Annotated in this window: 15 protein-coding genes; 10 read left to right on the top strand and 5 right to left on the bottom strand. The window is 70.7% G+C overall.

Annotation, left to right across the window (positions count from 1 at the left end; all coding sequences use genetic code 11):
• Positions 1-100: 100 nt before the first annotated feature.
• Together ACZK4S_RS00335 and ACZK4S_RS00330 are read left to right on the top strand one after the other, a co-directional pair.
• Entirely contained in the window at positions 101-955 is an 855-nt protein-coding gene (locus ACZK4S_RS00335; protein WP_463643029.1) for a DsbA family protein, read from the top strand.
• Entirely contained in the window at positions 952-1,758 is an 807-nt protein-coding gene (locus ACZK4S_RS00330) for a cytochrome c biogenesis CcdA family protein (protein WP_463643028.1), read from the top strand. The genes ACZK4S_RS00335 and ACZK4S_RS00330 overlap by 4 nt, the downstream gene beginning before the upstream one ends.
• On the opposite strand, the gene ACZK4S_RS00325 is transcribed toward ACZK4S_RS00330, so the two are convergent.
• Positions 1,755-2,681 (bottom strand): phytoene desaturase family protein, encoded by a 927-nt coding sequence (locus ACZK4S_RS00325; protein WP_463643027.1) that lies wholly within the window; start codon positions 2,679-2,681, stop codon positions 1,755-1,757. The two genes, ACZK4S_RS00330 and ACZK4S_RS00325, sit on opposite strands and share 4 nt — an antisense overlap.
• A 287-nt stretch (positions 2,682-2,968) precedes the next feature.
• On the opposite strand from ACZK4S_RS00325, the gene ACZK4S_RS00320 reads away from it, so the two are divergent.
• The 4 genes from ACZK4S_RS00320 (at position 2,969) to ACZK4S_RS00305 (ending at position 8,916) form a co-directional block, all read left to right on the top strand.
• A complete protein-coding gene (locus ACZK4S_RS00320; protein WP_463643026.1) occupies positions 2,969-3,274 on the top strand; it encodes a DUF6504 family protein in 306 nt (101 codons plus the stop codon).
• Positions 3,274-7,014: a DNA polymerase III subunit alpha gene (locus tag ACZK4S_RS00315; RefSeq protein ID WP_463643025.1), complete on the top strand. Its 3,741-nt coding sequence runs from the start codon at positions 3,274-3,276 to the stop codon at positions 7,012-7,014. The genes ACZK4S_RS00320 and ACZK4S_RS00315 overlap by 1 nt, the downstream gene beginning before the upstream one ends.
• A 5-nt stretch (positions 7,015-7,019) precedes the next feature.
• Positions 7,020-8,240: a DNA polymerase IV gene (gene dinB, locus ACZK4S_RS00310; protein ID WP_463643024.1), complete on the top strand. Its 1,221-nt coding sequence runs from the start codon at positions 7,020-7,022 to the stop codon at positions 8,238-8,240.
• A 94-nt stretch (positions 8,241-8,334) separates the two neighbouring features.
• Positions 8,335-8,916, top strand: a complete 582-nt coding sequence (locus ACZK4S_RS00305) for a CueP family metal-binding protein (RefSeq protein ID WP_076058277.1) — start codon at positions 8,335-8,337, stop codon at positions 8,914-8,916.
• 3 nt (positions 8,917-8,919) lie between these two features.
• Here ACZK4S_RS00305 and ACZK4S_RS00300 read toward each other — a convergent pair whose 3' ends face one another.
• The 4 genes from ACZK4S_RS00300 to ACZK4S_RS00285 form a co-directional block, all read right to left on the bottom strand.
• Positions 8,920-9,312, bottom strand: a complete 393-nt coding sequence (locus ACZK4S_RS00300; protein ID WP_076058279.1) for an SCO2097 family morphological protein — start codon at positions 9,310-9,312, stop codon at positions 8,920-8,922.
• 69 nt (positions 9,313-9,381) lie between these two features.
• Entirely contained in the window at positions 9,382-11,535 is a 2,154-nt protein-coding gene (locus ACZK4S_RS00295; protein WP_463643023.1) for a transglutaminase-like domain-containing protein, read from the bottom strand.
• On the bottom strand, positions 11,532-12,755 hold the full coding sequence (locus ACZK4S_RS00290; RefSeq protein WP_463643022.1) for a DUF58 domain-containing protein: 1,224 nt from the start codon (positions 12,753-12,755) through the stop codon (positions 11,532-11,534). The genes ACZK4S_RS00295 and ACZK4S_RS00290 overlap by 4 nt, the downstream gene beginning before the upstream one ends.
• 3 nt (positions 12,756-12,758) lie before the next feature.
• The gene (locus tag ACZK4S_RS00285) at positions 12,759-13,724 is read right to left on the bottom strand and encodes an AAA family ATPase (RefSeq protein WP_076058286.1); all 966 of its coding nucleotides are present in this window, start codon (positions 13,722-13,724) and stop codon (positions 12,759-12,761) included.
• Between the two features lie 258 nt (positions 13,725-13,982).
• Between ACZK4S_RS00285 and mraZ the strand changes: the two genes are divergently transcribed.
• The 4 genes from mraZ to ACZK4S_RS00265 all read left to right on the top strand — a co-directional run bounded on the left by mraZ (position 13,983) and on the right by ACZK4S_RS00265 (position 18,062).
• Positions 13,983-14,420 (top strand): division/cell wall cluster transcriptional repressor MraZ, encoded by a 438-nt coding sequence (gene mraZ, locus ACZK4S_RS00280; RefSeq protein ID WP_076058288.1) that lies wholly within the window; start codon positions 13,983-13,985, stop codon positions 14,418-14,420.
• Positions 14,421-14,551: 131 nt separating this feature from the next.
• Entirely contained in the window at positions 14,552-15,502 is a 951-nt protein-coding gene (gene rsmH, locus ACZK4S_RS00275) for a 16S rRNA (cytosine(1402)-N(4))-methyltransferase RsmH (protein ID WP_076058291.1), read from the top strand.
• Positions 15,499-16,032, top strand: a complete 534-nt coding sequence (ftsL, locus tag ACZK4S_RS00270; RefSeq protein WP_076058293.1) for a cell division protein FtsL — start codon at positions 15,499-15,501, stop codon at positions 16,030-16,032. The genes rsmH and ftsL overlap by 4 nt, the downstream gene beginning before the upstream one ends.
• A gap of 272 nt (positions 16,033-16,304) precedes the next feature.
• The gene (locus ACZK4S_RS00265) at positions 16,305-18,062 is read left to right on the top strand and encodes a peptidoglycan D,D-transpeptidase FtsI family protein (RefSeq protein ID WP_076059386.1); all 1,758 of its coding nucleotides are present in this window, start codon (positions 16,305-16,307) and stop codon (positions 18,060-18,062) included.
• Position 18,063 lies beyond the last annotated feature (1 nt).

Here is an 18,063-nt window from a genome sequence, read left to right as displayed (position 1 = left end):
AGCGGCAGGCCCCCCGGGGAGCCGACCCTGGATTGGATGCCTTCGGGGGGATGGGGCAGAGTGGGGAGAACACAGTGCCCAGAGTGATTTGAGTGAGCCAATGAACAGCACCCCGCAAGCCGGACGCACCACCATGACGAAGGACAAATGGATCGTGCTGGGCCTGTTCCTGGTGCTGGTGGTCGCGCTGATCGCGTTCTCGCAGAGCCGGCCGCTCGAGCAGAGTGCGGCTCCCGCGGCGGTCCCCGGGGCTGAGGCGCCGGCGGACGGCACTCCCACGACGGAGGCTCCGGTGGCGCAACTGCCGGCCACGGAGTCTCCCGCCCAGGAGGATCCCGCAGCCGCCCCGCCGCCGGAGGAGGGCACCGACGCCGGTGCCGACCAGGCGGGCTACGAGCAGTGGGTGCGCGATGAGTTCCCCCGCCGCCTGGAGGGCGACCCCATGGCGATGGGTGCGCTCGACGCCCCCGTCGTGCTGACCGAGTGGGCCGATTACCGCTGCCCGTTCTGCTCCGTCTTCGCCGAGGAGACGCTGCCCCTCCTCCAGAAGTACGTGGACGACGGCACGCTCCGCATCGAGTTCCGCGACCTGGCGCTGTTCGGCGACGAGTCGGTCAAGGCCGCCACCGCAGCGCGCGCCGCCGGCCTGCAGGGGAAGTACTTCGAGTTCCAGCACGCCATCTTCGCCGCCACCCCGAACGAGGGGCACCCCGACATCCCCGACGAGCTGGTGCTGGGCATCGTCGCCGATCTGGGCCTCGACGCGGCCCAGTTCGAGGCCGACTGGGCGCAGCCCGCACTGCGCCAGGCCGTGCTCACGGATTCGCAGGAGGCGCAGGGCATGGGTGTGTCGGCCACGCCGGCCTTCGTCGTCGGCACCCAGTTCTTCACCGGCGCGCAGCCGATCGCCGAGTTCGAGCGCGTCATCGAGGCCGAGGCCGCCAAGCTCGGATGACGATCGGCTATGCGGGGGCGTTCCTCGGCGGCGTCGCCGCGATCCTCAGCCCCTGCGCGGCGTTGGTGCTGCCCGCCTTCTTCGCCTATGCCTTCGGGCAACAGCGCGCCCGGCTCATCGGGCGCACCGCGCTGTTCTACCTTGGCCTGTTGCTGACGCTCGTCCCGCTGGGGCTGGCTGCGGGGGGGCTGGGCGGCCTGCTCACCAGGCACCGCGACACCCTCGCACTCGTCGGTGGCATCGTGCTCATCCTCTTCGGCCTCATCATGGCGCTGGGCATCCGGCTGCCGATCCCCGGGCTCGCGCAGCGTGGCGACCCCAAGGGCCCCATCGGGGCGGTGCTGCTCGGTATGACCTATGGCTTGGCCGGCGCCTGCACCGGGCCGCTGCTGGGCGCGGTGCTCACCGTCGCGGCGGTGGGCGGCAACGCAGTGCGGGGCGGCCTGCTGCTCGCGCTGTTCGGCGCGGGGATGGTGGTGCCGCTGGTGATCCTGGCGCTGCTGTGGGACCGGCTGCGGCTGGGGGAGCGGCTCAGGCCCCGCCCGGTCAGGATCGGCCCGTTCACCACCTCTTCGCTGGGTCTCGTCTCCGGTCTGCTGTTCATCGGCGTCGGGGTGCTGTTCATCACCACGGACGCGACCGCGGGCATCGGCGGCATCCTCGACGCGACGCAGCAGTTCCACCTCGAGTCCTGGCTGCGCGAGGTGGGTCTCCGGATCCCCGACCTCGCCGTCGTCGGGGCCGTGGTGGTGGTGGCGGGTCTGCTGCTATGGGGCTGGCTGCGCCGTCCGACGCGGCCCTAGCCCCGGCGCCCCAGCCGGGGCGGCGTGAACGCCTTGTTGGTCGGGCGCGGGTCCTCGCCGGTGAGGCGCTCATGCAGCGCGTAGACGGCCAGGGCTGCGCTCGCCAACTGCCCCCAGGGGGCCGCGCCTGCGGGTGAGGTGCCGGAGGCGCGAAGTTGCCGGCCGTCGTCGATCGGGGTGCCGAGAGTTGCTCGGCGCTGCCACCAATGAGGCCTCAGCACGTGGGGCCGACAGTCGATGTCGGCCGGCCCGTCGTGCGAGTCGACGGTGCGCACTCCCCGTTCGGCCACCCGCTGGCGCAGCAGGTCGACGAGGCGCTCGGCGGGCTGCGGGGCCCCGGCGTCGTCGGTGACCTGCCAGCGGCCGAACATCCGTTCCAGCAGCAGCGGGAGCGCGGCCGTGCCCGGCTTCTCCGGGCCCACGGAGAGCACCACCTCTGACAGCGGCGTCCGGAGTTGCTCGGCGACGTCGGCGACGCTGCGGTCGAGCCAGAGCGAGGCCCGTTGTTGCTTCGTGCGCACCGGTTCCGTGCCCTCCAGGGCGTGCCGGCGGAAGGCCTCCCACACCGGCAGCAGGTCGTCGAGCAGGTCGCGCCAGCGCGCCGCCTCCTCCGGGCCGAAAGTGGCGGACAAGGCGTGGTACTGCGCACCCCGCTCCGCGGGGAGGCCGAGCGTGGTGCCGTCGCTGAGGTGGTGGCGGCGCGGTGGCGCCTCGGTGAGGGCCAGCCCCGCGCCGTTGAGCGCGGTGACCAGGTGGGCGCCGGATTTCTTGAACAGGTCACGCCAGGTGGCGGGCAACACGATGGTCTGCGGCAGCGGGTCGACGGTGTGCCCGGCCGCCTCCAGGGTCACCTCATGCCCGAGCCTGGCCAGCCGCGCGGAGGCAGCCAGGCCGGCCAGCGTGGCGCCTCTGACGATGAGCATAGGACCGATCGTAGGGCCTCGCGCCAGGGCTGGCGGCGCCCCTCCGGCCGGGCACCGGGGGAGTTGCGCACGAATCACCGGCGCCCTTTTCTTTTGTCGGACGGTCGATCTATAGTGAAGATCACCGCACGCTTGTTCGATTAGTTCGGGGAAGCTCTGGTCCGTATCAAGCGTGAGGTGAGGGGCCACCCCGGCCCGGCGCGGCTTCGACCCCTGCGCCGGGCCGGGGTTCCCGGGTCGAAAAACATCATGTGTTCTATTCGAACTTTCCCCGGGAGGTGGCCCCCATGCGCAGGTACGACGACCCCATTTTCGTGTTGTTCAGAGAAGAGCCCAGACAGTTCATCTGGCGCGACAGGCTGCTGCTGGTCAAAGAGGTGCAGGCCCGGTGGAGCCGCGCCACGCCGTGGTGGGCGGGGCAGCAGGCCCGCGCCGCCCGCGGCGAGAGCGTCGACCAGGCGGCGGGGTCGGATCTCCTCGGAGAGCTGGAGGTCTGGCGCGTCGAGGCGGGCAACGGCCGCCACCGGGGCGTCTACGAACTGGCCCGCACCGTCGGCGCGGAGAACTGGGTGCTCCAGGCGGTGCTCGACTGATGTTCCCCCACCTCAGGGTGGCCTCCGGCTACTCCTTCCAGTACGGCGCCTCCCACCCCAGCGCGCTGGTGGCGGAGGCCGTCGCCCACGGCATGGACGCGCTCGCCATCACAGACCGCGGTGGCCTCTACGGTGCCGTCCGCTTCGCCAAGGCGTGCCTGTCCGCGGGCATCGCGCCCATCGTCGGCGTTGATCTCGCGGTGCGGCCCGACGGCTGGCTGGCCCGCCGCAGGCCCACTGCGGCGCGGGGTGGCCAGTTGCGCGACGCGCGGCTCCCGCGCGCCGTCGTGCTGGCCACCTCCCGCTCGGGGTGGGGCACGCTGTGCCAGCTCATCACCGCGGCCCAGCAGGCCGGGGAACGGGCAGACCCGGTGGTGACCCGCGAGATCATCGCGCAGCACTGCGCCGGCCACGACGTGGTGGTGCTCCTGGGCGCGGATTCGCAGCCGGGTGAGCTGCTCGTCGCCGGCCGGCCCACCGAGGCCGCCGACGAGGTGCGGAAGTGGCGCACGGAGCTGGGGGAGGGGCTGTTCCTCGCCGCCACCAACCACCAGACCGGTGGGCGCGGAGTCGCCTCGGCGCACCAGGCCGCCGGCCTCATCAGGCTGGGGGACGGCCTGGGCATCCCCGTGGTGCTGACCAACATGGTGCGGATGGCCCGGCGTGAGCAGGCCGCCACCGTCGATGTGCTCGACGCGGCACGCCGCCTCGTCCCCCTGGACGTGCGCAACATCGACCGCCGCAACGCGGAGGGTCACCTCAAGGGCACCGACGCCATGACGCTGGCCGCGGGGGAGGCCGCGCTGCTGGCCGGGCGCCCTGATGCGTCGGCGTTGTTGGCCGCCACCCGCGGCCTGGCGGAGCGGTGCATGCTGGACCCCATCGGCGACATCGGTCTGGGTGAGATCCGGCTGCCGGAGTTCGAGACCCTCGGCACCACCGCGGAGGAGGCGGCCGGCGTATTGCGCGCCCGCTGCGAGGCCGGCCTCACCGAGCGCTACGGCACGCTGGACAGGCAGGCCCTGGACCGCCTCGACGACGAACTCACCGTCATCGGCAAGCTGGGGTTCGAGTCGTACTTCCTCACCGTGGCAGACGTGGTGGGCCTCATCCGGGACCTGGGTATCCGCTGCGCCGCGCGCGGGTCCGGAGCGGGGAGCCTCGTCAACTACGCGTTGGGCGTCTCCGGGGTGGACCCCATCAAGTACGGGCTCATCATGGAGCGGTTCCTGTCGCCGCTGCGCGTGGCGCTGCCCGACATCGACCTCGACGTCGAATCGGCGCGCCGCACGGAGGTCTACGACAAGATCCTGGCCACCTTCGGCGAGCAGCGAGTGGCGTGCGTGGCGATGATCGAGACCTACCGCGTGCGCCACGCCGTGCGCGATGTCGGCGCGGCGCTCAGCCTCCCGCCGGTGGAGATCGACGCCATGGCGAAGGCCTTCCCGCACATCCGTGCCCGCGACGCCCGCGCGGCGCTGCGTGACCTCCCGGAACTCCGGGCCGCGGGGCTGGGGGAGGAGTGTCTCGACATGCTGTTCTCCCTGGTCGAATCGCTCGACGGGCTGCCCCGACACATCGCGCTGCACCCCTGCGGCGTGATCCTCAGCGACTCCTCGCTCGGCCAGCGCACCCCGCTGGAGCGCAGCTTCGGTGGCTACCCCATGAGCCAGTTCGACAAGGACGATGTCGAAGACCTCGGCCTGCTCAAGCTCGACGTGCTCGGCATCCGCATGCAGTCGGCCATGGCCCACGCGCTCACGGAGATCAGCCGCACCGCAGGCCCGGCGCCGGATATCGACGCGCTCGCCCCGTTCGATGACGGCGAGGTGTACGACATGATCGCCCACCGCGCCACGCTGGGTTGCTTCCAGATCGAGTCGCCCGGCCAGCGGGAACTGGTGGGCAAGTTCGGGCCGGAGACGTTCCACGACATCATCGTCGACATCTCCCTGTTCCGGCCCGGCCCCGTGAAGTCGGACATGGTCACCCCGTTCCTCGAGGCCCGGCAGGGCTGGACGGAACCGGAGTACCTCCACCCCAGCCTCATTCCCGCCCTCGAGCAGACCTTCGGGGTGGTGGTCTTCCACGAACAGATCATCCAGATCATCTCCATCGTCACCGGCTGCTCGCTGGCCCAGGGCGACGAGGTGCGCCGCGCGCTGGGAGATCGTGAGGGCCAGGCGAAGGTCAAGGAGTGGTTCGTGCCGAAGGCGCTGGCCAACGGCTACCCGGAGCCGATGTGTGAGGAGATCTGGGCCATCCTCGAGGCGTTCGCCTCGTTCGGGTTCTGCAAGGCGCACGCGGCTGCCTTCGCGCTGCCTACGTACCAGTCGGCGTGGTTGAAGCGGCATTATCCCGCGCACTTCCTGGCCGGCATCCTCACGCATGATCCGGGGATGTACCCCAAGCGGTTGCTGTTGGAGGAGGCACGCCGGATGAACATCGCCGTGCTGGGCCTCGACGTCAACCGCAGCGTGCAGGACTACCGGGCGGAACCGCTCGACGACGTGGCCGGAACCGATGAGACGGTGCGGCTGCCGGAGAACCTGGCGATGGAGCATCCCTCAGCACCGGCGCTCAGTGGCTACGAACGCCCAGGCCCAGATACGGACGGCCTGCCCCGGGTGGAGGGCTGGGGGATCAGGCTGTCGCTGTCTGATGTGAAGGGCATCGCGGAGGAGGAGATGCGCCAGATCGTGGCCGCCCGGCCCTACACGTCGCTGACGGATTTCTGGTCCCGCGCGAACGTCTCGGAGCCCGTCGTGGAGCGGCTCATCCTTGCCGGCGCATTCGACCGCCTCTACGGCATCGGACGGCGCGCCCCCGTCCAGCGGCGCACCCAGGTGACCCGGCGTGACCTCCTGTTGGCGCTGGCAGACCTGCACCGCGAACGCCGCGCCGACAGCCGGGTGGGGGCGCTGCAGGGCGCGTTCAGCTTCGGCGACGAGGAGGCCGAACCCACCACTGACGTGGTGCCCACCGGCCTGGCGGAGATGGACGACGAGCAGCGGCTCAAGGCCGAACTCGAGATCCTCGGGCTGGACGCCAGCCACCACATCATGGAGCGCTACCTTCCGTTGCTGCGCGCCATCGGCGCGGCCAGTTCCCGCACGCTGCTGCAGCGCCGCAACCGCGACGAGGTGCTCGTCGCCGGGGTGAAGGTGGCCACCCAGACCCCTCCGGTGCGCTCCGGCCGGCGGGTGATCTTCCTCACCCTCGACGACTCCACCGGCCCGGTGGACACCACCTTCTTCGAGGACGTCCAGGGCCCGTACGCGGCCACGGTGTTCGCGTCGTGGATCCTCTTGGTGCGGGGGCTCATCCGGCGCACCGGCACCCGCGGCCTCTCCATCCGCGCCACCGGCGCCTGGGATCTGGGCACCCTGGACGCGGCCTGGCGCGCTGCGCTGGACCAGGGGGCGACGGAAGCTGAGGCCATCGCCGCGGTGACGGCCATCCTCGACGAGGTGCCCCAGGGCTACTCGCTGGTGGGGGAGTGGAAGCCGGCTGAGAAACCCCAGGTCGCGCCGGAGCCCCCGCTCCCGGCCGACGGCGAGGAACCGCCGCCGGATCCCCAGAACCACACCCGGGCCGGAGGAATGGGCCGTAGGCGGGTGCTGGTGCATGCCAGCGGTTTCAAGCAGTCCCCCTACTCAGACATCAAACCGGCGGGCACCGGGGCCGCGGATGCCCCGCGCAAACTGTGGCACTCCAGCCCCGGAAGCTCAGGAAGGTGATCCCCATGCCTACCACCCGCAGCCGCGTCTCCACGGGCGGCCTCCCGCAGGTCGTCGTGCACGTGGACATGGACGCGTTCTACGCCTCGGTCGAGATGGCGCGCCACCCCGAGCTGCGCGACGTGCCCATGTTCGTCGGCGGCTCCACCCGGGGCGTGGTGTTGTCGGCCAACTACCCGGCACGCCGCTACGGCATCACCGCCGGCATGCCGTCGAGCAGGGCCCGGCGGCTCTACCCCCAGGTGGCCGTCGTGCACCCTGACCACGACCACTACGGTGCGGTCTCCACCGGCATCGGGGAGATCTTCGACACGTTCACGGACAAGGTGGAAATGGCCTCCATCGATGAGGCGTTCATGGACCTCACCACCGCCATGCGCCGCCTCGGCGAGGACCCGGTCGCCGTCGGGGAGCAGTTGCGCGCGCAGGTGATGGACGAGCAGGGCGTGGCGTGCTCCGTCGGCATCGGCCCCAACAAGTTCATTGCCAAACTCGCCTCGAAGCAGGCAAAGCCGGACGGTTTGCGCCTGGTTCAGGCCCAGGACGTGATCGCGTTCCTGCACCCGCTGCCCGTCGATGCCATCTGGGGAGTGGGGGAGGTCACTGCCGGCAAACTGCGCAAGCTGGGGCTGGAGACCGTACGGGACCTGGCGAACACGCCCCGGGCCACACTGCAGCGCGCCATGGGCGACAACCTCGGTGCCATGCTGTTCGACCTCTCCTGGGGCCGCGACGAGCGCTCGGTGCTGGCCCGTCAACCGGCGGAGCACAGCGTCGGCTCGCAGGAGACGTTCGCCCGAGACACCGACGACGCCGCCATCGTCGCCACGGAGATCCTGCGGATGGCGGAGCGTACCGCCGCCCGCATGCGGGCGCAGGAGATGGTGAGCCGCACGGTGACGTTGTCGGTCCGGTTCGCAGACTTCACCACCATCACCCGTACCGGCACGCTCAAGGCGTTCACAGACCGCACCAACGACGTCTACGCGGAGGCCATGCGGCTCTACGGCAAACTCAACCTGCAGCGCGCCCGTATCCGGCGGGTGGGCGTGCGGATGGAGAAACTCGTGCCGAAGGCCACCACCTACGAGCAGCCCGCCCTCGACGAGCCGGCGCACGGCTGGAGCGAGGCGGAACAGGCGGTGGACAGGGCGGTGCTGCGCTTCGGCCCGAAGGCGGTGCAGCGGGCCAGACTCACCCGACGGCCCGCGCTCCACGCCTCGTGATCCCAAGCCACCCGCGGCAATCCCCACCCCCCGGGCAATCCCGGTACCCCACCCCGGTATCGTGGGCACCACCAACCAGATGTGAGGACCCTCAGTGAAGAAGACCCTGATCGCCGTGGCCGCAGCCGCGTTGCTGCCCGTCGTCGCGGCCTGCTCCGGCGCCCCGGCGCCTGTCGGAACCCCAACCACGTCGGCGTCCGCCGAGTCGGACTTCCTTGCGGAGCACAACCTCGACGGCAGGTCGGTACGCGAGATCGTCACCAGCCTCGATGCCACCAACGACGACAGGGAGACCGGCCCCTACGGCTCCGTCCGCCCGGGAGAGCTCGTTCTGAGTGATGACACCGGCGCCGAGGTCACGCTGCCCGTCGACGAGGGCTTCTATCTCTCCGTGGCGCCCTACTTGACGCAGACCCACGAGTGCTACAACCACAACCTCGCCTCATGCCAGGGTGAACTGGCCGGTCAGGAGATCGAGGTGTCCATCGTCACGCCAGAGGGTGAGCAACTCGTCGATGAGACGGTCACCACCTATGACAACGGGTTCGCCGGTTTCTGGCTGCCCGCAGGCATCCGGGCCACCATCACGGTGGCCCATGACGGGAAGTCCGCCACGCAGGAGATCTCCACCGGCGTCGAAGACCCCACCTGCATCACCACGATGCAGCTGGTCTGAGCCTCAAAGGTCGCCCTGCTGACGTCGACGCCAGCGCTCCTCGAGCTTGTCCATGAAGTCCTGGCTGGATCCCGCACCGGGGGAGGTGCGGGGGCCGCCTGAACCGGGCCGGCTGGGCTGCGCGTCGTCAGACACGCGCCGCCAGGAACTGATTCCCACGAGGGCGCCGCCTAGCATCAACAGGAAGCCGCCGATGCTGACGGCGGGATGCACCTGCACGCCCACGATCAGCACCACGACGCCCACGATGAACACCAGCCCTGCGATGGCCGCACGACGACGGTGCAGCTTGATCTGCGTGGTACCGCTGAGTGCGTCGGCCAGCTTCGGGTCCTCGGCCTTCAACGACGCCTCAAGCTGCTCCAGCAGCCTCTGTTCCTGTTCAGACAGCGCCATGGCCTTCTCCCTTACTGCCGGTGGCGACCATTCTATGCCGGGGAATCGTCAACCCCAAGAGCAATCTGGCTACCGGCCCAGCCGCCACAGCGACGCGGGCAGCAGCACGGCACGCAGGCGCGCTCCCCGGGTGGCCTGGCCGGCGAGCGCCTCGCGTAGCGTGCCCACCTCCGCGGGGAGTTCGGCGACGGGCGCGCCGTCGCGGGAATACCGGCTGCGCTCCACCGTCGCGGCGATGGCGGCGAGTGCCTCCGCACCCCGGGGTGACAACTGTTCCGCTGCCTCCCGGCCGGCCGGTCCGGGTGACCCCTCGGGCCAGCGCAGGCCGTAGTCGGCGAACATGGCCTGCACCTCCCGCCAAGCCCGGTCGGTCGCCTGGCCGGGGTCGCCGTCGGACCGCAGACGCGAGGCGCGCAGCCCCAGGCGGACCAGGGCGGGCAGGACGAGCGCCAGCAGCACCAGCAGGGCGATCAGCAGCCCCCGGACCACCGGCCCCGGGCCATCGTCCACCGTGGTCGGCGCCGTCGGTACCGGCTGCAGGGTGGGCGGCACCGTGGTGGGCTGCGGGGTGGGCGCCGCGCTGGGCGTGGGGGACGGCGAAGGGCTCGTGGCAGGCTGCATCGCCGAGGGATCCACGTACTCCGGGTCGCCCTGGTACGCGGGGGTGGGCTCGAACGGCACCCAGCCCAGGCCCTCGAAGTACAGCTCTGGCCACGAGTGGGCGTCGTGCGAGGTCACCAGGTAGCTGCCGTCCGCCTGCTGTTCACCGGGGACGAACCCGACGGCCATCCGGGCGTCGATGCCTTCGATCCTCGCCATGGTGATCATCGCGGCGGCGAAGTGGATGCAGTAGCCCGAGCGGGCCTCCAACAGGAAACTCGAGATCGTGTCCGTCCCGGCGGTGTTCGGAGCCTCCAGCGTGTAGCGGAACGCGTCGGAGCGCAGGAACCGCTGAATGGCCAGGGCCTTCTCGCCCGCGGTGGTGGCGCCGGCGACCACGTCGCTGGTCAGGGCGGTGACGCCGGGGCTCAGCCCGGCGGGGACCTCGCGCGTGACGGCGCTCGGCAGGCTGCCGGGGTTCGCCTGCGACACCTCCTCGCGCGTGGGGGAGGGCAGCGTGGACTCGACGCGGTAGCCCAGGTTGACCGTCTGCTGCGTGCGGTTCGGGCCCGAGGCGACGATCGCGAGCGTGTCCGGGTCGTGACTCCACGCGCCGTCGGCGTCATAGGAGGCCGCCGCGAACGGGGCGGGGAGGTACTCGGACGGCACCGCGTCCATCTGGACGTCGACCGTCACCTGCTCGCCGGGGAAGTCATGGTCTCCGTCCAGCCCCGAGCGGCTGAGCGACATCGGCACCAGTCCGGCGCCGGAGGAACTGAGGTTGGGAAGCGCCACGGTGCGCATGTACACCGGCCCACCGGTGCTCGTGCGGTACGTCAGCACAGGGCTGTCCGTGGGGCGGCGCAGGTCCTGGTCGAGCCGCACGGTGGGGTCGCTGAGCTGGATGGGGCCGTCCTGGCCGCCCTCCGTCCAGGGACGCTTGTCTCCCAGGGGCACCATGGCCGACACCAGGATCGCCACCACCAGCGCGGCAGCGCCGAACGCCAACCCGACGGAGACGCGCGACAGGTGGTGGGAGCTCGCACGGGAGGCCTTGCCCGCCGCTTCGCCCGCGCCCGTGGAGCTCAACAGGATGGCGATGAAGCCGGCGACGACGGGCACGAGCAGCAGCCAGTCGAGGTCGTCGATGCGCACGAGCGCCGCGACGCCGTAGGTCAACGCCAGGGGCGCGAGAGTCCAGGCGGGCTGCTCGAGGCCGTTGACCAGCAGTTCGACGATGATCACCAGCAGGGCCGCGAGGATGAGGCAGAGCCACACCAACCCGGGTTCCGGCTCCAGTGGCGGCACGCCGGTGCGGATCGCCTCGACACCGTCTGCGGTGAGCGCCCGGAGCGAGGCGAGGGGATCCCCCCGGGGCGCCAGCGCCAACCCGCGCCAGGCGAGCACGCCGAGGATCACGAGCAGCTGGACGAAGAGGACCAGCGCCCGCGGCGCCCGCAGCAGCCCCATGACGAGCCCGACGGTGCCGGCCGCGCCCAGGATGAACCAGGCGTGCGCCCACACCTGCTGGGTGTCGGAGACCAGCGTGGACAGCGGCAGCATCGACAACCACACGGCAGCGGCCACGATCACGTGTGAGAACGGGTGGTGGGTGAACCTCATGTCGTCACCTGCTGCCACACCTGCGGAACGGGCTCGCCCGGGCGGAACGTCTCGACGCGCCAACCCCGGCCGAGTAGGAACCTGATCGCCTCGCGGTGCTCGTCGTGCTCGGCGTCCCAGGCTGAGGCGTCCGGCGCCAGGGCGATCAGGCTGCGCGCCCGTCCGCCAGCGGCGGCGAGGGCGGCCGCGTCCGCGTTCGACAGGAGGCCGGTCACGGCCACGAGCGAGGCCACCGAGGTCAGCAGCTCAGGGTCGTCGACGGCGGAGCCGAGCCACGTCTCCTCCGAGGTGGGAAGGTCCGTCATCGCCTCGATCATCAACTGGCGCGAGGCCTCGCCCACGCTGTGCCCCGTCTCGAAGACGCGGCCGGAGGGGGCGATGATGGCGAGCTTGTGGCGGCCCTCACTCATGAGGGCGGCCACGGAGGTGACCGCGGAGACGGCCCACTCGAGGGAGCTGTCCGCGCCGTCGCCCAGGTGCGCGCTGCGGCGGGTGTCCACGATGAGGGTGCTCGACGGATCCCACGGGTGCTCCTCGAGCCGCACCATGAGGTCGTCCTTCTTGGCCGTCATCTTCCAGTGCACGCGGCGCATGTCGTCGCCGTGCCGGTGTTCGCGCACGAGGACGTCGTCGGCGCCTGCGGAGCCGATCCGCTGGGGGGTGGCGTCGCCGGCGCTGCCGAGCCCGGCGCCCCCGGCCAGGTCGTCGAGCCGCCAGATGCGCGGCGTGACGCGGAGCACGGAATCGCGTCCCTTGGCGATGAAGCCGCGCAGCGCCAGCCCGAGCGGGTCGCCGGCCTGAGCCCAGAGGGGGCCGACGCTGAACCGGCCGCGGCGCAGCGCCTCGACGGTGTAGCCCACCGCCTGGCTCCATTCGCCGAAGCCGCGCGCGATGACGAAGGACGCGCCGCCGCCCAGCGACGCGTCGGCGGCATCGTGGAAGCGCAGCGCCGACGCCTGGGCCGGCGACTGGTTCAGCACGTGGAGCACCACCCTGGTGGACGTGCCGACGGGGATGGTGGGCGGGGTCAGGGAGCGTTCATGCGTCACGAGGGGACGCGCGAGGACGAGGTAGCCCAGCGCCAGCAGCGGCAGGGCAGCCATCACCAGGCCGACCCAGAGCACGTCGACCTCGCCGATGTAGGCGGCGCCGCCGATGACCAACGCGCCGCTCAGCAGGAGCGTGATGCCGCGTCCGGTCAGCCGGGTGCCTCGACGCACGGGTCAGCTCCTGGCGGGGGTGGGCACCGAGGCCAGCACGGAGGTGATGATGTCTGCCGGGTCGCGGCGCGCCACCTGGGCCTCGACGGTGGGCAGCACCCGGTGGGAGAGCACCTCGGCGGCGAGCGAGCGCACGTCCTCGGGGATGACGTAGTCGCGCCCACCGAGAGCCGCCTCCACGCGCGCCGCTCGCATGAGGTGCAGGGAGGCGCGGGGGCTGGCGCCGAGCCGCAGGTCGGGGTGCTGGCGCGTGGCCTCGACGATGCTGACGATGTAGTCGTTGATCACCGGGGCCACGAACACGCCCCGGATGGCGTCGATGGCGGCGGCGACGGAGGCGGCGTCCGTGACGGCGCTGACCGTGGCGAGTTGGTCACCGCTGGCGTGGTGGGTGAGCATCGCCACCTCGGCGGTGCGGGCCGGGTACCCCATGGTGATGCGGGCCATGAAGCGGTCCCGCTGGGCCTCGGGGAGGGGATAGGTGCCCTCCATCTCGATGGGGTTCTGGGTGGCGATGACCATGAACGGCTGACGCAGCTGGTAGGTCTTGCCGTCTGCCGAGACCTGGCTCTCCGCCATCGCCTCGAGCAGGGCGGACTGCGTCTTGGGGGAGGCGCGGTTGATCTCGTCCCCCAGCACGATGTGGGCGAAGATCCCTCCGGGCTTGAACTCGAACTCGCGCGTCGACTGGTTGAACACCGACACGCCGGTGACGTCGCTGGGCAGCAGGTCCGGCGTGAACTGGATGCGCTTGACGTCGCCGGAGATGGCGCGTCCGAGCGACTTAGCCAAGACCGTCTTCCCCACGCCCGGGACGTCCTCTATCAGAAGGTGTCCCCCCGCCAGCAGCACGATCACGGCCATGCGGATCTGGTGGGGCTTGCCCTCGATCACGCGCGCCATCTCCGAGGCGATGCGGCTGGCGAGTTGGGACACCTCATGCAGTGATGGTGTGGCGGGCTGGTTCACCGGAGGCTCCTCGATGTTCGTGCGGCAAGCAAACCAAGACTAACCGTGCCCGGAAGCCTTCACGAGTGTCGCTCGACAACCCACCCACTTCCCGCCAGATGGAGGACAGGCGTGCTGCTCGACGACTCCCGAGCAGAAAAAGGGCGAACAAGCACAACCCACCGACAAAAAGTGGTGGGCTGGTGGGGGAAAGTGGGGTACCGTGGTGCGCAGTGGAGCGAAGTGGATGACAAGTGGGGGAAGGAGGCCTGGCATCGCATGTTTTTCATGGGGACGTACACACCGAAACTCGACGAGAAGGGCCGGCTGATCCTTCCCGCCAAGTTCCGCGACGCGCTCGAGCACGGCCTGGTCGTCACAAGAGCGCAGGACAGGTCGCTCGCGGTGTATCCCAGGGCCACCTTCGAGGCCAAGATGTCCGCCCTCATGAGCGCCCCCAGCACCGTGAAGCAGGTCCGCGACTACCAGCGCATGCTGATGGCCGGGGCCAGCGACGAAGTTCCGGACAAGCAGGGGCGCATCACCATCCCGCCCCCGCTGCGCGAGTACGCGAATCTGGATCGCGAGGTCGTGGTGATCGGCGCCGGAGAGCGCGCCGAGATCTGGGACGCCCAGGCATGGCACGAGTACTCCCAGGCCAGCGAGGAGGGTTTCTCCGAGATGGATGACGAATTCGTCGCACTCACCGGCTTGTGACCCACCCGGTGGCTCCCGGCCGGTCAGGCCCTGATCTCACTTCCCCGATGTCAGGTCCGGCCCGGAAGGGAACCACTGGAGGGGGCACCCACCAGAACAACACAGCTTTCAAGAAGGGTCGAAACAGCATCATGCAGGGCTTCACAGACGTGCACGATCCGGTCATGCGTGACCGCATCGTCGATCTGCTGCGCCCGGCACTGTCACGGCCGGGCGCCATCTACGTCGACGGCACCCTCGGCCTCGCCGGGCACGCCATCGCGATCCTCGAGGCCTGCCCCGAGGCCCGGTTGATCGGCATCGACCGCGACCTCGACGCGCACGCCGTCGCCGTCGAACGACTCGGTGACCTTGCGGAGCGAGCCACCCTGGTACACGCTGTCTACGACGAACTGCCCGAGGTGCTCGACGACCTCGGGATCCAGAGCGTCGACGCCATCCTCCTGGACCTCGGCCTCAGTTCCCTCCAGATCGACCGCACCGAGCGCGGCTTCGCCTACCGGGTCGACGCACCCCTCGACATGCGGATGAACCCGACGGAGGGCCCAACCGCCGCCGACGTGCTCAACACCTACTCCGCCCGAGACCTCTCACGCATCCTCTCGCGCTACGGCGAGGAACGCTTCGCGGACCGCATCGCCCGTGCCATCGTCGAGCATCGCCCGTTCGAGACCTCCGCCAGGCTGGTGGAGACCATCTCGGGTGCCATCCCCGCTGCGGCCCGCCACACCGGCGGCCACCCGGCCAAGCGCACCTTCCAGGCGTTGCGCATCGAGGTCAACCGCGAACTCGACGCCCTCAACGGCGTGCTGCCGGCGGCGATCGACGCGCTCGCCCTGGGCGGCCGGATGGCAGTGCTGAGCTACCACTCGCTCGAGGACCGCGCCGTCAAGCGGGCCTTCGCCGCCAAGGCCACCGACCGCGGCCCCCGCGACATGCCGCTGGTCCCTGACCACCTCAAGGCAGAACTGGCACTGCTCACCCGAGGTGCCGAGAAACCCACCCCCGAAGAGACCGCCGCCAACCCCAGGGCGGCCTCCGCGCGACTCCGCGTGGCCGAACGAATCAAGGAGGCAGCATGAGCGCCGAGCCCATCACCACCGACGATCCGGTCGCGGCTGCGCCCGCCCGGCCCAGGCTGGGGGTGGTTCCGCAGTCTGTGGGGGCCACCGTCTCGACGGTAGGGTTCGTCAGCATCCTCCTCGGCCTGATCGCCGTCGGTCTGGCCGGCGTGACGATCGTGACCACCAACGTGGGCGCGCAGTCGCGTGAGCTCTCGAGCCTCCGCCGCGATGCGACGGAGCTCAGCTACACGTCGGCCGCTCTCGAGTCGCACATCCAGCGGATGTCCAGCGCCAACGCGCTCGCGCTGCGCGCCAGCGAACTCGGAATGGTCCCCAACCCGTACCCCGCCTTCATCAACCTTGCCGACGGGACCGTGACCGGTGTGCCCACCCCGGCCACCGAGGACGAGATGCCCTTCCTGCGCGGCATCGCCACCAAGCCCGTCCCGGCTCCTGTGCTGCCCACCCCGAGCCGGCCGGCGCAACCCGCGGACCCCGGCTCGGACAGCGAGCTGGTGGCAGTCGGAGCGTCTGGAGCCCAGGAGTGAGCGGGGAGAAGCGGCCCCGTGCGAAGCGGCCGGCCGAGCAGCCCCCCGCCCAGAAGCGGCCATCCCAGAAGCGCCCGTCACAGCAGGGGGGCACGCAGAAGCAGTCAGCCAGGAAGCAGCCGGCCAAGAAGCAGGCGTCCAGCCGCACGAGCGCGGCGAAGCCCGCCGCCAAGCCGAAGCTGCGCACCTCCAGGCCCGCCGGAGCACCCCGGACCTACCGCAAGACGGTGCGCCTGCCCGTGGGGCGTTCCTCCGTGCGGATCCGCGTGTTCATGCTGGTGTTCGCCCTTCTGCTCGGCGTGGCGGGAGTGCGGGCCGTCCAGCTCCAGGGCCTCGACTCCCAGGCGTTCGCGGCCGAGGCCGCCGCCAAGATGCAGTCGAAGCGGGAGCTGCCCGCCACGCGGGGAGAGATCCTCGACCGCAACGGTGTGGTGCTGGCCAGCACCGAGCCGGCCATGCTCGTCTCCATCGATCCCGACATGGTGCGCACCAACGGGGCGGACAAGCGCTACGCCATGAGCAAGCGGAAGCTGGAGGAGACCGAGCTGGCGCCCAACGCAGTGGCCGAGATCCTCGCCAAGCACCTGGGCGGCCGCAAGGAAAAGTACCTCACGCTGATCGACACGCCGGACTCCCGCTACGAGATCGTCGCCCGACGGGTCCCCGCGGCCACCTTCAGCGCCATCGAGGCGGACATGAAGGCCGGGCTGGACGGTGAAGGGAAGCGTCGTTGGTACGGCGTCTTCGGCACCCCTGATCCCATCCGCGTCTACCCCAACCGCTCGGTCGCCTCCAACGTGGTGGGCTTCGTCAACGCCGAGGGCGACGGCGCGGCCGGCCTGGAGTACGCGCTCGACGAACACCTCGAGGGCACCCCCGGTGAGCAGGTCTACGACGCCTCCACCTACGGCCGCATCCCGCTGGGCACCAACATCATGACCCCGCCGGTGGACGGCGCCTCGTACGAGTTGACGCTGGATTCGGACCTGCAGTGGATGACGGAACAGGCCCTGGCCGACGGCATGCGGCAGGCGCAGGCCAAGACCGGCACCGCCGTCGTGATGAACATCCACACCGGTGAGATCCTCGCGCTGGCCAACGGCCCCAGCTTCGACTCCGCCAACCCCAGCGCCGCAGACGGCGACAACCTCGGCAACCGCGCGGTGACCGAGGTCTACGAGCCCGGCTCGGTGCAGAAGGTCCTGACGATGGCGGCCCTGGCCGACCAGGGTCTGGTGACCCCCGACACCAAGCGGGTCGTGCCCGGCAGCATCGCCTCCGGCGGCGGCGTGGTCCGCGACTCCTTCTCGCACGGCGACCTCAACCTGACGGCCCGCGGGATCGTCGCGCAGTCGTCGAACGTCGGCATGATCATGCTCACGCGTGACCTCGAGAAGCAGACCATCACCGACTACCTGTCCTCGTTCGGGCTGGGCGCCAAGCCCGGCACCGGCCTGCCCGGCGAGTCCACCGGCCAGATCCCCACCAAGGACATGCCGGACTACACACGCGACCAGATCTCGTTCGGCCAGGGCCTCAGCGTCAACGCCGTGCAGATGGCCGCAGCGGTCGCCGCTGTGACCAACGGCGGCACCTACCACCAGCCGGTGATCATCAAGTCCGCGAAGGCGGCCGACGGCACAGAGATCGAACTGCCGCAGCCCGAGAGCCGCCGCGTCATCTCGGACGAGGCCTCCGCGTCCGTGGTCGAGATGATGGAGTCGGTGATCACGCTCAACGACAACCGCCGGATTCCGGGGTACCGGACCGCCGGCAAGTCCGGCACCGCCCAGCGCTTCGACCCGCAGTGCAAGTGCTACAACGGCTACACCGCCTCGTTCGTGAACGTGGCGCCCGCCGAGGACCCGCAGCTGCTCGTCTATGTCGTCCTCGACCGGCCGCGCAACGGCAACCTCGGTAGCCGGCTGGCCCTGCCCGTGACGAACAACATCCTCTCGCTGGCGCTGCCACGCTATAACGTGGCACCCTCAACCACGGAGGCACCCGATCTGCCCACCACTTTTGACTGAC

The organism is Tessaracoccus zhenghani, assembly GCF_055326325.1.
The sequence above is the reverse complement of the archived record's forward strand: the minus strand, read 5'-3'. Positions and strand labels throughout refer to the sequence as shown.

Bases quoted from the DNA above. Each gene is read 5' to 3' on its own strand.
- ACZK4S_RS00300 (WP_076058279.1), bottom strand. From the start codon at position 9,312: ATGGCGCTGTCTGAACAGGAACAGAGGCTGCTGGAGCAGCTTGAGGCG.
- ACZK4S_RS00335 (WP_463643029.1), top strand. From the start codon at position 101: ATGAACAGCACCCCGCAAGCCGGACGCACCACCATGACGAAGGACAAA.
- ACZK4S_RS00320 (WP_463643026.1), top strand. From the start codon at position 2,969: ATGCGCAGGTACGACGACCCCATTTTCGTGTTGTTCAGAGAAGAGCCC.
- ACZK4S_RS00325 (WP_463643027.1), bottom strand. From the start codon at position 2,681: ATGCTCATCGTCAGAGGCGCCACGCTGGCCGGCCTGGCTGCCTCCGCG.
- rsmH (WP_076058291.1), top strand. From the start codon at position 14,552: ATGCAGGGCTTCACAGACGTGCACGATCCGGTCATGCGTGACCGCATC.
- ACZK4S_RS00265 (WP_076059386.1), top strand. From the start codon at position 16,305: ATGCTGGTGTTCGCCCTTCTGCTCGGCGTGGCGGGAGTGCGGGCCGTC.
- mraZ (WP_076058288.1), top strand. From the start codon at position 13,983: ATGTTTTTCATGGGGACGTACACACCGAAACTCGACGAGAAGGGCCGG.
- ACZK4S_RS00295 (WP_463643023.1), bottom strand. From the start codon at position 11,535: ATGAGGTTCACCCACCACCCGTTCTCACACGTGATCGTGGCCGCTGCC.
- ftsL (WP_076058293.1), top strand. From the start codon at position 15,499: ATGAGCGCCGAGCCCATCACCACCGACGATCCGGTCGCGGCTGCGCCC.
- ACZK4S_RS00315 (WP_463643025.1), top strand. From the start codon at position 3,274: ATGTTCCCCCACCTCAGGGTGGCCTCCGGCTACTCCTTCCAGTACGGC.
- dinB (WP_463643024.1), top strand. From the start codon at position 7,020: ATGCCTACCACCCGCAGCCGCGTCTCCACGGGCGGCCTCCCGCAGGTC.
- ACZK4S_RS00330 (WP_463643028.1), top strand. From the start codon at position 952: ATGACGATCGGCTATGCGGGGGCGTTCCTCGGCGGCGTCGCCGCGATC.